This is a genomic window from Pseudomonas sp. SDO55104_S430 (assembly GCF_054070595.1).
Genome location: NZ_JBSVXG010000167.1, coordinates 1 through 13,129, shown reverse-complemented (window position 1 = coordinate 13,129; position 13,129 = coordinate 1). Strand labels below are relative to the sequence as shown.

The 13,129-nt window shown below is 61.4% G+C and carries 13 protein-coding genes; 7 read left to right on the top strand and 6 right to left on the bottom strand.

Annotated elements, in window-relative coordinates; translation table 11 throughout:
• Positions 1–44: 44 nt before the first annotated feature.
• Together ACW9JE_RS22835 and ACW9JE_RS22830 are read right to left on the bottom strand one after the other, a co-directional pair.
• Positions 45–344: a BolA family protein gene (locus ACW9JE_RS22835; protein WP_175378359.1), complete on the bottom strand. Its 300-nt coding sequence runs from the start codon at positions 342–344 to the stop codon at positions 45–47.
• Positions 345–356: 12 nt separating this feature from the next.
• On the bottom strand, positions 357–875 hold the full coding sequence (locus ACW9JE_RS22830; RefSeq protein ID WP_224542129.1) for a DUF2059 domain-containing protein: 519 nt from the start codon (positions 873–875) through the stop codon (positions 357–359).
• A 191-nt stretch (positions 876–1,066) separates the two neighbouring features.
• On the opposite strand from ACW9JE_RS22830, the gene ACW9JE_RS22825 reads away from it, so the two are divergent.
• On the top strand, positions 1,067–2,461 hold the full coding sequence (locus tag ACW9JE_RS22825; protein WP_224542131.1) for a class II fumarate hydratase: 1,395 nt from the start codon (positions 1,067–1,069) through the stop codon (positions 2,459–2,461).
• Positions 2,462–2,593: 132 nt separating this feature from the next.
• On the opposite strand, the gene ACW9JE_RS22820 is transcribed toward ACW9JE_RS22825, so the two are convergent.
• On the bottom strand, positions 2,594–3,553 hold the full coding sequence (locus tag ACW9JE_RS22820; RefSeq protein WP_457434021.1) for a DMT family transporter: 960 nt from the start codon (positions 3,551–3,553) through the stop codon (positions 2,594–2,596).
• A 210-nt stretch (positions 3,554–3,763) separates the two neighbouring features.
• On the opposite strand from ACW9JE_RS22820, the gene ACW9JE_RS22815 reads away from it, so the two are divergent.
• On the top strand, positions 3,764–3,958 hold the full coding sequence (locus ACW9JE_RS22815) for a DUF6316 family protein (protein WP_457434020.1): 195 nt from the start codon (positions 3,764–3,766) through the stop codon (positions 3,956–3,958).
• A 51-nt stretch (positions 3,959–4,009) separates the two neighbouring features.
• Here the strand turns inward: ACW9JE_RS22815 and sixA are convergent, their stop codons facing one another.
• Genes sixA through ACW9JE_RS22800 form a run of 3 tightly spaced genes read right to left on the bottom strand, consistent with a single transcriptional unit; the run spans position 4,010 to position 5,865 of the window.
• On the bottom strand, positions 4,010–4,465 hold the full coding sequence (sixA, locus tag ACW9JE_RS22810) for a phosphohistidine phosphatase SixA (protein ID WP_457434019.1): 456 nt from the start codon (positions 4,463–4,465) through the stop codon (positions 4,010–4,012).
• A complete protein-coding gene (locus ACW9JE_RS22805; RefSeq protein WP_457434018.1) occupies positions 4,462–4,809 on the bottom strand; it encodes a DUF4389 domain-containing protein in 348 nt (115 codons plus the stop codon). The genes sixA and ACW9JE_RS22805 overlap by 4 nt, the downstream gene beginning before the upstream one ends.
• A gap of 30 nt (positions 4,810–4,839) precedes the next feature.
• On the bottom strand, positions 4,840–5,865 hold the full coding sequence (locus ACW9JE_RS22800) for an NAD(P)H-dependent glycerol-3-phosphate dehydrogenase (protein WP_457434017.1): 1,026 nt from the start codon (positions 5,863–5,865) through the stop codon (positions 4,840–4,842).
• 195 nt (positions 5,866–6,060) lie between these two features.
• Here ACW9JE_RS22800 and ACW9JE_RS22795 point away from each other — a divergent pair, with 195 nt between their 5' ends.
• The 5 genes from ACW9JE_RS22795 (at position 6,061) to fabB (ending at position 13,011) form a co-directional block, all read left to right on the top strand.
• Positions 6,061–8,184: a TonB-dependent receptor plug domain-containing protein gene (locus tag ACW9JE_RS22795; protein WP_457434016.1), complete on the top strand. Its 2,124-nt coding sequence runs from the start codon at positions 6,061–6,063 to the stop codon at positions 8,182–8,184.
• A gap of 1 nt (position 8,185) precedes the next feature.
• Positions 8,186–9,118 (top strand): ABC transporter substrate-binding protein, encoded by a 933-nt coding sequence (locus tag ACW9JE_RS22790; RefSeq protein ID WP_457434015.1) that lies wholly within the window; start codon positions 8,186–8,188, stop codon positions 9,116–9,118.
• A complete protein-coding gene (locus ACW9JE_RS22785) occupies positions 9,115–11,016 on the top strand; it encodes an ATP-binding protein (protein WP_457434014.1) in 1,902 nt (633 codons plus the stop codon). Before ACW9JE_RS22790 ends, ACW9JE_RS22785 begins: the two co-directional genes overlap by 4 nt.
• A gap of 247 nt (positions 11,017–11,263) precedes the next feature.
• Complete coding sequence (gene fabA, locus ACW9JE_RS22780; protein WP_003227150.1) at positions 11,264–11,779, top strand: 3-hydroxyacyl-[acyl-carrier-protein] dehydratase FabA; 516 nt, start codon at positions 11,264–11,266, stop codon at positions 11,777–11,779.
• Positions 11,780–11,790: 11 nt separating this feature from the next.
• Positions 11,791–13,011, top strand: coding sequence for a beta-ketoacyl-ACP synthase I (gene fabB / locus ACW9JE_RS22775; RefSeq protein ID WP_175376798.1), 1,221 nt, complete (start codon positions 11,791–11,793; stop codon positions 13,009–13,011).
• Positions 13,012–13,129 lie beyond the last annotated feature (118 nt).

Genomic DNA, 13,129 nt, shown 5'->3' with positions numbered 1-13,129 from the left:
TGAGGACGCCTTCGCCGGCAAGCCGTGCTCCTACAGGGTTGATCTCAGTGCTTACTGCCACCGGCACAGGTCGGCGAAGCCGGAGCCCCGTCCATCTGTGCCCATTCCTCTGGCGTGTAGGTATGCAGCGCCAACGCATGGAACTCGCCCATCAGCTCGCCGAGCGTGCCGTAGACTTTCTGGTGACGCTTGACGCGATTGAGCCCCTCGAACTGCTGGCTGACCACAACGGCCTTGTAGTGGGTCTGTGTCCCACGGCTGTGCATGTGGCTTTCATCCAGCACTTGCAGGTGCTCGGGCTGCAGCAGGCCCAGCGTCGATTCGATGCGTTGTTGCATGGTCATTGCTAACTCCGCTTAAGGCTTTTTCTTGGCCGGAGCGGCTTTCGGCTCCAGCTCGGCGGTCATGTCAGCCAGCAGCTTGTTGACCACAGGCACGGCGCTTTCCAGCTTGGCCTGGGTCAGCTGGGCCGATTGCTGGGTCAGCTGAGGCATTTTTTCCAGCACTTTCTTGCCCAATGGCGACTGGTAGAAGGCAACCAGGTCCTTGAGTTCGGATTCGGAGAAGTTGGTGGTGTAGAGCTTGACCATGTCCGGCTTCAGCTTGTTCCAGCCGATGGCCTGGTCAAGCGCGGCGTTGGCCTTGGCCTGGTAGGTTTCCAGGACCGCTTTTTTCGAGTCCGGGGCTTTGGTTTGCTGGAAGCGCTGGGCAAACATCTGCTGAACCTGCATGTACACCGGAGTGCCCAATTTGTCAGCATGCGCCAGGGTCAGGAAAGCCTCGGCACTGGCGTTATGGCTGGCGGTATCGGCGAGAACCTGGCCACTGGCACATACCAATGCAACCGCGGTACAGATGGCACGAAGACGAGTCATCGAGTTTCCTTATCTAGCAGGCGAGGTTAAACCCCAAGGACGACCATTCTGCGCCTAAAAAAGTGTGTCACTCAACCCCAGGCCTTGTCGCACCTGATTTAGAGGGGTTCAATGGAGGCTAGCGAGACTGATGGAACCCCGGCCGTCGAGCACGGCCTAAACTGCGCAATCAGACTACTGGAGAGTGACCGATGAGCCGTATCGAAACCGACAGCCTTGGCCAGGTTGAAGTCCCGGATGAGGCCTACTGGGGCGCTCAGACGCAACGCTCGCTGGTCAACTTTGCCATTGGCAACGAACGCATGCCGCTGGCGGTATTGCACGGCCTGGCCCTGATCAAGAAAGCCGCGGCGCGGGTCAATGACCGCAACGGCGATCTGCCGGCCGACATTGCCCGCCTGATCGAACAGGCCGCCGACGAAGTGCTCGATGGCGAGCACGATGACCAGTTCCCGCTGGTGGTCTGGCAGACCGGCAGCGGCACCCAGAGCAACATGAACGTCAACGAAGTGATCGCCGGTCGCGCCAACGAACTGGCCGGCAACCCGCGCGGCGGCAAATCCCCGGTTCACCCCAACGATCACGTCAATCGCTCCCAGAGCTCCAACGACTGCTTCCCCACCGCCATGCACATCGCTGCCGTGCAGGCGGTGCAGCAACACTTGTTGCCGGCAATTGCCGAGCTGTCGGGCGGTCTGGCCGAGCTGTCGGCGCGCCACATGAAACTGGTGAAAACCGGGCGCACTCATATGATGGACGCCACACCTGTCACCTTCGGCCAGGAAGTTTCGGGTTTCATAGCGCAACTGGACTACGCCGAACGGGCGATCCGCGCGGCACTGCCGGCGGTCTGCGAACTGGCCCAGGGCGGCACCGCCGTCGGCACCGGACTGAATTCGCCCCACGGTTTCGGCGAAGCGATCGCCGCCGAGCTGGCGGCGCTGTCCGGCCTGCCCTTCACCACCGCGCCGAACAAGTTTGCCGCGCTAGCCGGGCATGAGCCGCTGACCAGCCTCTCCGGCGCGCTGAAAACCCTCGCCGTGGCCCTGATGAAAATCGCCAACGACTTGCGCCTGCTGGGCTCTGGTCCGCGCGCCGGCTTTGCCGAAGTGAAACTGCCGGCCAACGAGCCGGGCAGCTCGATCATGCCGGGCAAGGTCAACCCGACCCAGTGCGAGGCGCTGTCGATGCTGGCCTGTCAGGTGCTGGGCAACGACGTGACCATCGGGTTTGCCGCGAGCCAGGGTCATTTGCAGCTGAACGTGTTCAAGCCGGTGATCATCCATAACCTGCTGCAATCGATCCGCCTGCTGGGCGATGGCTGCAGCAACTTCCAGCAGCACTGCATCGCGGGCCTGGAGCCGGATGCCGGGAAAATGGCTGAGCATCTGGAGCGTGGGTTGATGCTGGTGACCGCGCTGAATCCGCACATTGGTTATGACAAGTCGGCGGAGATCGCCAAGAAGGCCTACAGCGAAGGGCTGACTCTGAGGGAGTCGGCGTTGCAGTTGGGGTATCTGACGGATGAGCAGTTCGATGCCTGGGTGCGGCCGGAGAATATGCTGGAGGCTGGGGCCAAGGGCTGAGTTCTTTAGCGTCTGGTAGTCAGTCTTCGCGGGCAAGCCCGCTCCCACAGGGATTGGTGTTGTTCACATCATTTATGATCGACACAAATCCTTGTGGGAGCGTGGCTTGCCCGCGAAGAACGATAACGCGGTCTAACTGGCCGCCATCCGCAGCTTTCGGGCCTTCAAACCAGCAATCAAAGACGGCCCCAACGCCACCAACGCCGATCCCAACACCACCAGCACCGCCCCGCCATACCCCAGACCATTGATGGTCTCGGCATGCACAAACTCAGGCCACCACCAGGCCGCCAGCGCTACGGCACCAAAGGTTACCAACGGCGTGATCGCCAGCGTCGCACTGACCCGCGAGGCCTCCCAATGGGCCAGGGCTTCGGCAAATGCGCCGTAGGCAATCAGGGTATTCAGGCAGCACGCCAGCAGCAGCCAGCCTTGCAGCGGATTCAGTTGCAGCGCCTCCAGCGGATGCACCCAGGGCGTCAGCAGCAGAGCGCAGAACAGGTAGATCACCATCATCACCTGCAACGAATTCCACACCGTCAGCAATTGCTTCTGGCCCAGCGCGTAAAAGGTCCAGACCGTGGAGGCCAACAGCACCAGCAACACGCCGGCTGTGTAGTCGGTCAGGGAGGTCAGCAGCTCACTCAGACGCTGGTTAAAGAACAGTGCGAAACCGACCAGCAGCACCGCCAGGCCGATCCCCTGCCCCAGGCTGAAACGCTCCTTGAACACGAACACACTGGCGATCAGCAGCATGATCGGGCCCATCTGCACCACCAGTTGCGCGGTGCCGGGGCTGAGCAGGTTCAGGCCCATCAGGTACAGGATGTAGTTACCCACCAAGCCCAGTACGGCCATCGCCACCAGCCAGCCACCGCGGGGGCCGAGCACTTTGCGGCTGGGCAAGCGTCTGGTCGCGGCCAGATAGAGGAACAGACAACCACCGGACACCATCAGGCGAAACCAGGTCACGGTGACCGGGTCCATCACCAGCAGGACCTGTTTGAGCTTGATCGGAAGAATTCCCCACAGAAGCGCGGTCAGCAAGGCCAGGAACAACCCGTAAACCCAGCGACCGGATGAAATGTGCATGTGCCCCCCAATTAACCGAATGTCCGGAATCGCCATTCTAGGCGCACCGCGATGTGGCACACAGGGACAGTTGCAGCCTGGCCGCGAATGAAACTGTGCAGGTCGTATCAGTTAATTGGCAATGTGCCATCGATCCGATTGTCAGGCGCCGCAAGTGATTCATGCATAAGCTGATTGGATCTGCCCACAACCATAATTCAGGAGGTAGCCATGTACGGCATGCGCGCCCAGGACAACGCCCCCGCCACCCACTTTCGCAGTGACCGGTTGTGTCGGGTAAATGGGGAGTTGTACTTCAGCACCCGGGAAAACACCCTGGAGGGGCCATTTGCCAATGCAGAAGTGGCTGGGCAGGAGATTCTGGCTTACATCGAGCGGATGCGGAATTTGCATTTGGACCGGTAGACCGCGGCGTCTGCTTCGCGGGCAAGCCTCGCTCCTACAGGATGTAGAGAATTACGGGTGTTTGATGCTGTTGAGCTTCATCGAGCCAATCAGCAGCTCTTCGCCTTTCAGCTCGGCAAGGCCGGCGGTGCTGACTTTTTCCGGCGGATGCCCAGCGCCATGCTGCAGGTAGCTCAGCAGGTTACCCACCAGCGGGTTGTGGCTGACCAGCAGGACATTGCTCACCGCCACCAGTTGCTCGGCCACCTTGTCCGGATCGCTTTCCGGGGTCAGCCAGTCGACGGTACGGATCTCCGGCTCGAAGCCCAGGGCCTCGCGCACCAGTTGCGCGGTCTGCTGCGCTCGCAAATAAGGACTGGAATAGATCGCGGTGACAGGCTGCCCCATCAACCGGGCAGCGCTGCGCAGCACTTCTTCACGACCGTGTTCGGTCAATGCCCGCTGCGAATCGTGGGGCTGGGAACCGTGCGGTTCGGCTTCACCATGACGCAATACCCAGAGTTTCATAGCTTGGGTTCCTCATCTCGGGCCGGGTGCGGGGCTGGCGCCACAGTGTGCGGCGCTTCACCTTCCGGCGTACGCGGCGCTGGCCAATCGGCGAACGGCCAGGGTTTCTGGTCGCTATGAAAACAGCCGAACCGACCGATCTGGGCCAGAAACTGGCTCAGACTGTCGCCGAAGTTCATCAGGCTGGCGCTCGGGGCGCCATAGATCAAACGATAGATCAACTGCACCAGCACAACGGCGCCAAGGATGAACTGCGCTACTTGCCAGACCAGCACAAAGACGATCATCCAAAGGACCCGCAGGACGATGGACTCGTATTTGGCTTCCACTTTTTGATCGCTCATGTCTTGTTCCGTTCCTGTTAATTCGGGGGTTCAGTTGAAACCGCTGGTGGAAATGAAGTCGACATCGGTTTTGGGCTCGCCGCGCATCAGCAGACCGATCACCTGATCCAGCGTGCGCCCTTCGAACAGAATCGCGTGCAATCCGGCGACCAGCGGCATATAGACGCCCACTTCCTGGGCCTTGGCCTTGAGTACCTTGAGGGTGTTGACGCCTTCGGCGACTTCGCCCAGGCGGTTGACCGCCTCGTCCAGGCTCAAGCCTTGGCCGAGGGCAAAGCCGACCTGATAGTTGCGACTCTTCGGCGACGAGCAGGTCACGATCAAATCGCCCACTCCGGCAAGGCCGAGGAAAGTCATGGGATTGGCGCCCTGATTCACCGCAAAGCGGGTCATCTCCGCCAACGCCCGGGTGATCAGCATGCTCTTGGTGTTCTCGCCCATGTTCAGCGCCACCGCCATGCCGGCGATGATCGCGTAGCAGTTCTTCAACGCCCCGCCCAGCTCGACGCCAAAACGGTCGGCGCTGGCGTACACGCGGAACGTGCGGCCGTGCAGCACGGCTTGCACCTGTTCGCAGAGTTTTTCGTCTTCGCTGGCGACCACCGTGGCGGTCAGTGCGTGTTCGGCGATTTCCCGGGCCAGATTCGGCCCGGACAGCACGCCGATGCGCGCCTGCGGGGCGATCTCTTCGAGGATCTGGCTCATCAGTTTGAAGGTGTGGGCTTCGATGCCCTTGGTCAGGCTCACCAGCATCTTGCCGCGCAGCCGTTCGGCGTGCGGCGCCAGCACTGAGCGCAGCGCGCTGGAGGGCAGCGCGACGAAGTTCAGGTCGCAGGCGTCGAGGGTGGCTTGCAGGTCGGTCACCGGGGTCACGCCCGGCAGGACCTTGATGCCCTTGAGGTAACGCGGGTTCTCGCGATTGACCCGAATGGCCTCGGCCTGTTCGGGATCACGCATCCATTGCAGGACCTGATGTCCGTTTTCGGCCAGCAGGTTAGCCACGGCGGTACCAAAACTTCCGCCTCCCAGAACCGCAATCGGGCGCTGTTCAGTCATATGCAATCCGTTAATCCATACCAGTGGCGATGTCGGCATTATACGGAGCGCCCCGATGGCGGCCAGTCCCCACATCAATTACCGGTGCAGAACCGATTAAGTTCAAGAAAGCCGTGGAAAGTGCCGACATCGTGACTGGAAAAGTCATCCGGCTCGGTTAACATGCGCGCCACCCACCAATAACAAGGACGTGTTGTGTCGCTGGATTCACCCTCACCCCGCTCGCCTCTGGTACTGGCGCTGTTCCTCAGTTCGCCGGTATTTGCCGACGACTTGTTTCTCGACAGCGATCCGTTGCCGCAAGTGCTGACGGCCACCCGCCTGAAACAGTCGCCAGCCGCGGTGCCGGGAAGCATGACGGTGATCGACAACACCCTGATCACCGCCAGCGGCGCCCGCGACATCAGTGAAGTATTGCGGCTGGTGCCCGGTATGATGGTCGGCAATCTCAGCGGCAATCAGGCGGCGGTGAACTACCACGGGACCAATGCCACTCAGGCGCGGCGCATGCAGGTGCTGATCGACGGCCGTTCGGTCTATCGCGCGGGCCTGGCCACCGTGGACTGGAGCGACATTCCGGTGGCCATGGAAGATATCGAGCGTATCGAGGTTTTCCGCGGTCCTAACACTGTCAGCTACGGCGCCAATGCGTTGATGGCGGTGGTCAACATCATCACCCGCAAGCCGGCGGACAGCCTCGGTACACGGATGAAAGTCACCCGTGGCCAGCGCGGCATCGACGATTTTTATGCCAGCCAGGGCGTGGGCTGGGATGACGGTGACTTGCGCCTGTCCCTGTCCGGCCAGCAGGACGACGGCTTCGACACCGACCGCACGGGCGCTGATTACCGCGACAGCCGCCGCTTGAACCGCTTCAACCTGGCCGTCAGCCAGACTCTGGACGAGCGCCAAAGCATCGATTGGCAATTGAACGCGAAAGAAGGCAGCAACCAGCGCCCTTATACCTACCGCCCGGTGTTCTCGGGGATTACCAGTTCCGGGAACAATTCCGACGTCAGCGCCAAGGATTACGCCGGCTCGCTGCGCTGGAACCTCGACCTCAACCCCGGACATAGCCTGTACGTCCAGAGCTCGGCCCAGCATTGGGACCGCCAGCAGACCTGGCGCGCCTGTGACGCCGAGGTGTCGTTCAGCCCGCAACTGACGCAGTTGTGGCAGCTCAACCCGAACTACACCGAACGCCTGGCACGCAACATCGCCAGCTTCACGGGCACAGGAGCCCCCGCCGGCACACCCGCCGAGCAGGCTCTGGGCGCTCAGGTCCTCGACCAATGGCGCAACGGCGCCAGCCAGACGGTTTGCGGCAACATCGATCAGAGCACCCGCGAATCACGCTACGACCTTGAATTGCAGGACACCCTGAGCCTCGCCGATGGCCTGCGTCTGGTCAGCGGCTTGAACTACCGCTATGACCGGGCGAACTCCGAAACCTATTTCAACGGCACACTCGACGACACCACCTGGCGGGCATTCGGCCAGCTCGAATGGCGAGCCAGCGAGCATTGGCTGTTGCAGGGCGGTGCGATGTTCGAAGACACGCAACTGATCGGCAGTTCCCTGACTCCGCGCGTGGCGGTCAATTACCTGATCAACCCGCGCCACGGCTTGCGCGCGGTGTACTCCGAGGCCGTCCGTTCGCCGGACATGTTCGAGAACAGCGTCAACTGGAGTTACCGGGTCACCAACCTGCGACCAAGTGCCTACGGCCAGTCCAGCGCCCGCTATTTCGTCAGTACCCGCGGCCCCGGCAATCTCGATCAGGAACACATGCGCTCCCGGGAACTGGGCTACAACGGCTACTTCGCAGACTTGGGGCTGGCCGTCGATGTGAAGCTGTTCTACGACGAAATCACCGGGATGGTCAGCGAACCGCTGCGCAACAATCAGTTCATCGCCAGCAATTCCAATACCGCGCGTTTCTCCGGTGCCGAAACCCAACTCGACTGGCGAATCAACCAGGCCGACCGCCTGCGCCTGACCTACGCCTATGTCGATGCCGACGCGAGCAATCCCCAGGACGCGCAACAGACCGCACGCAACAGCGGTTCCGCCGGCTGGCTGCGCGACTGGGGTCACGGCTGGAACAGCGCCCTCTTCTATTATGGTGACGATGCCCTCAACGGCTATCGCTTCGAGCGTGTCGACACCCGCATCGCCAAGCGCATCGTCCTGGGCAAAACCAATCTGGAATTGGCCGGCGTGCTCCAGCAACGCCTCGACCACCAGCCCACCACCCTCATCGATAACAACTACGACGATCGCCGAGTGATGTACTTCAGCGCGGAGCTGGCGTTTTAAGATGGCCCATCGTCCGGCACGCAAGCGACCAGGTGTTGCCCACCTGCTGGCAATGCTGTGCCTGATCATCGGTGGCTGGCTGAGCGGTCTGTCGGCCAACGCCGCCGATATCCTGCTGACCGGCGTCGAGGACAGTCCGGGTGTGCAATCCTTCGTGCAGGCTCTGCGTGAACTGCGCCCCAACGATAACGTGCGTTTCCAGCCGCTGAACGAACTGCCCGCGCCGACAGCGCTTGCGGACGACATCCGCCTGATTCTCCTCGACTTGCCGAGCCTGGACTGGCGCCTGCAAAGCGAACAAGGCCCGGCGACGCTGGTGTTGCGCATCAGCCGCCTGCAAGCGCGGCAACGCCTTGGCGAAACGCATCCGCCGCACCTCAGCCTGCTGTGGAGCGACCCACCGCTGGAGCGTCAGTTGCACCTGACCCGCACTCTGCTGCCCCAGGCCAGACGCATCGGTGTGCTGTATGACGATCACAGCGAGTTTCTGCTGACCGAGTTGCGCCGCGCCGCCCACCCCCTGGGCCTTGAAGTAGTGACCCAGCGCTGGGACAACACCCACGACAGCCGCCCGTTGCAAGCTCTGCTCAGCCGCAGCGATGTGCTGCTGGGCCTGGATGACCCGGACCTGTTCAACCCGAAAACCGCAAAGAACCTGCTGCTGAGCAGCTATTCGCGACAGTTGGCGCTGATCGGCCCCAACGCCGGTTTCGTCAGGGCCGGCAGCCTGGCAAGCACTTTCAGCGATCAAAGCGACTGGCTGGCGATTCTCGATGACCTGCTCGACCTGCCACCTGCAAATTGGCCGCGCACTTACTACCCGCCGCGCTTCAAGGTTTCAAGTAATTCGCAGGTGGCTCGTTCATTAGGTATTGAACAGATAGATGAAGCATCTGTCGCAACACTGTTGGCTGAAAGAGAACGCCGCCCATGACTTTCCGTCGCCGCTGGGACATCAACACCCGGACCCAGCTTATAAGCCTCGGCCCTGCCCTGCTGCTGACTCTGCTGTTGATCAGTTTCTTTACCTTCGTGCGGATCCAGGACCTGCGCCAGGAGCTCAATCACACCGGCCAACTGATCGCCAACCAGTTGGCCCCGGCCACCGAGTACGGGGTGATTTCCGGTAACAACGAAGTGCTGGAAAGCCTGCTCAACGCGACGCTGGCCACGCCCAACGTGCGCTTCCTGGAGGTTCAGGACAACGCCAACCGGATTCTGGTGTACGTCGAACAACCCTCGGTCAACCACAACCGTCCGCATCAGGTCGAAGTGTTCCAGGCGCCGGTGCGGCTGCAACGCATCGCGCTGCACAACGATTTTTTCCAGGCCACCAGCGCCGACAGCGCCGCGCCAGCCGAAGATTATCTGGGCCGGGTGATCGTCGGCCTGTCCAGCGATGCGTTCAGCCAGCGCCAGCAGGAGATCCTGTTCAAGGCGGGGATTCTGGCGCTGTTCGCCCTGCTGTTTACCTTCCTGCTGGCCCGTCGACTGGCCGGCAGCCTGTCGCAGCCGATCCGTGAGATCGGCGACGCGGTCAAGGCGATCGCCGAAGGGGACTACAAAACCCCGCTGCCGATTGTCGACGACACCGAACTGGGCGCGCTGTCGCAACACATCAACAACCTGGCCAGCGGCCTGGAACAGGCCAGTCGCGAACAGCACCAGGCCATGGCGCAACTGATCCAGACCCGCGAAGAGGCGGAAAAGGCCAACAACGCCAAGTCCGATTTCCTCGCCATGATGAGCCACGAACTGCGCACGCCAATGAATGGCGTACTGGGCATGCTGCAGTTGCTGGAAACCACCGAGATGACCCCGGAACAGGTCGAATACGCGGCGCTGGCTTCGGAGTCCACCGAGCATCTGCTCAAGGTGATCAACGACATTCTCGACTTCTCGCGCATCGAACGTTCGGAGCTGGAGCTGGAACACATCCCGTTCAACCTCACCGACCTGATCGGCGCCTGCGCGCAGTCCTTCTATCACAGCGCCGCGCAGCGCAAGCTCGAGCTGCAATTGCTGACGCCGCAGGACATGAAGGGCTTGCAGGTGCAGGGCGATCCGACGCGGATCCGGCAGATCCTGGTGAACCTGATCGGCAATGCGCTGAAGTTCACCGAGCAGGGACGCATTTCCATCGAGTCGCAATGGCAGTCACTGGATCACGAATTGCTGTGGTTCACCTGCAGCGTGCGCGACAGCGGCATCGGTATTGCGCCCGAAAGTCTGGAACTGATGTTCAACGCGTTTCAACAGGCGGATAGTTCTATTTCAAGACGTTACGGCGGCACCGGCCTGGGCCTGCCCATTGCCCGCACCCTGGCCGAACGCATGGGCGGGACCCTGCGCGCCCAGAGCGAAGAAGGCCGCGGTTCGGTGTTTACCCTGGAGATTCCGCTGGCGCTCTACCAGCAACCGCTACCGTCCCTGGCACCGCGCGCGCCTTCCGGAGCTGACGATGGCCTGGGTCGCAATGTATTGCTGGTCGAAGACAATCCGGTCAACCAGACGGTCATCGAAGCCATGCTGCGCAGTCTTGGTTTCAAGGTCAGCGTCGCCGTCGATGGCGCCCAGGCCGTACGCAGTGCCGAGAGCCTGACGTTCGAAGCGATTCTGATGGACTGCCGCCTGCCGGTCATCGACGGCTACGAAGCGACCCGACAGATTCGCCGGCTGCCCGGTTGCGACGGCCTGCCGATCATTGCCCTGACCGCCAACGCCTTGCAGGGCGACCGCGAAGCCTGTCTGTCGGCGGGGATGAACGATTATCTGGCCAAGCCCTTCAAACGTACTGACCTGCAGCAGATTCTGCAGCGCTGGGTGCAGTAGTACAGGCCTTTCGAGCATCTGCGACTGGCGTGTAAAGCGAAATTGCGGCAGTCTTAGGCACCCGAATAGCCTCGAAAAGGGGCTTGAATAAAAATTTCAGTGCACAAGTGTACATTCATGTCCTTGGCGCTGTGACTTTCACTACAACGCAATAGTCTATGAGTAGGCTGCCGGTTCGAGGCATGAACGCTTCGATCGGCCGGGAAGATTTGCCCCACCTGCCGCATGGGACTATTGAGGAGCTCGCATGACCAAACAAAACGCCTTTACCCGGGAAGATCTGCTGCGCTGCAGTCGCGGTGAGCTGTTCGGCCCAGGTAACGCGCAACTGCCCGCCCCGAACATGCTGATGGTTGATCGCATCACCCTGATCAGCGAAGAAGGCGGCAAGTACGGCAAAGGTGAATTGGTCGCCGAGCTGGATATCAATCCGGACCTGTGGTTCTTCGCCTGCCATTTCGAAGGCGATCCGGTGATGCCGGGCTGCCTGGGCCTGGACGCCATGTGGCAACTGGTCGGCTTCTTCCTGGGCTGGCAAGGCCTGCCGGGCCGCGGTCGCGCACTGGGTTCGGGCGAAGTGAAGTTCTTCGGCCAGGTCCTGCCGACCGCCAAGAAAGTCACCTACAACATCCATATCAAACGCGTCCTGAAGGGCAAGCTGAACCTGGCCATTGCCGACGGTTCGGTGACTGTCGACGGTCGCGAAATTTACACCGCCGAAGGCCTCCGTGTCGGCGTGTTCACCTCCACTGACAACTTCTAAGGGTTATTCGCATGCGCCGCGTCGTTATCACTGGTCTGGGCATCGTTTCGTGCCTGGGCAATGACAAAGAGACCGTCTCCGCTAACCTGCGTGCAAGCCGCCCTGGCATCCGGTTCAACCCGGAATATGCCGAAATGGGTCTGCGTAGCCAGGTTTCCGGCTCCATTGACCTCAACCTCGAAGAACTGATCGATCGCAAGATCTATCGTTTCGTCGGCCACGCGGCGGCTTACGCCTACCTGGCCATGAAAGACGCCATTACCGACTCCGGCCTGACCGAAGAGCAAGTGTCCAACCCGCGTACCGGCCTGATCGCCGGTTCCGGTGGCGCCTCCACCCTGAACCAGATGGAAGCGCTGGACATCCTGCGCGAGAAAGGCGTCAAGCGCGTCGGCCCATACCGCGTAACGCGGACCATGAGCAGCACCGTTTCGGCGTGCCTGGCCACTCCGTTCAAGATCAAGGGCCTGAACTACTCCATCGCTTCCGCCTGCGCCACCAGTGCTCACTGCATCGGTACCGCCATGGAACAGATCCAGATGGGCAAGCAGGACATCGTGTTCGCCGGCGGCGGTGAAGAAGAACACTGGAGCCAGTCGTTCCTGTTCGACGCCATGGGCGCCCTGTCCAGCAAGCGCAACGAGACTCCAGAACAAGCCTCCCGTGCCTACGACGCCGACCGTGACGGTTTCGTCATCGCTGGCGGTGGCGGCATGGTCGTGGTCGAAGAGCTGGAACACGCTCTGGCCCGTGGTGCGAAGATCTACGCGGAAATCGTCGGCTACGGCGCGACTTCCGACGGCTACGACATGGTTGCCCCAAGTGGCGAAGGCGCAATCCGCTGCATGCAGCAAGCGCTGTCCACCGTCGACACCCCGATCGACTACCTGAACACCCACGGCACCTCGACTCCGGTCGGCGACGTCGCGGAAATGAAAGGTGTGCGTGAAGTGTTCGGCGACAAGGCTCCGGCCATCAGCTCCACCAAGAGCCTGTCGGGTCACTCCCTGGGCGCCGCCGGCGTTCACGAAGCGATCTACTGCATGCTGATGATGGAAGGCAACTTCATTGCCGGCTCCGCCAACATCGACGAGCTGGATCCTGAAGTGGCTGACCTGCCGGTGCTGACCAAGACCCAGGAAAACGCCAAGATCGACACCGTGATGAGCAACAGCTTCGGTTTCGGTGGCACCAACGCCACGCTGGTACTGAAGCGCTGGGCAGGCAAGTAATTTCCTGCTGCTGAGTCGCACATGAAAACGCCCCGACTGGTTCGGGGCGTTTTTTTTTGACTGAACATCGCCGTTTTTTTGCTTCTGTAGGAGCCAGGCTTGCCTGCGAAGGCGTCCT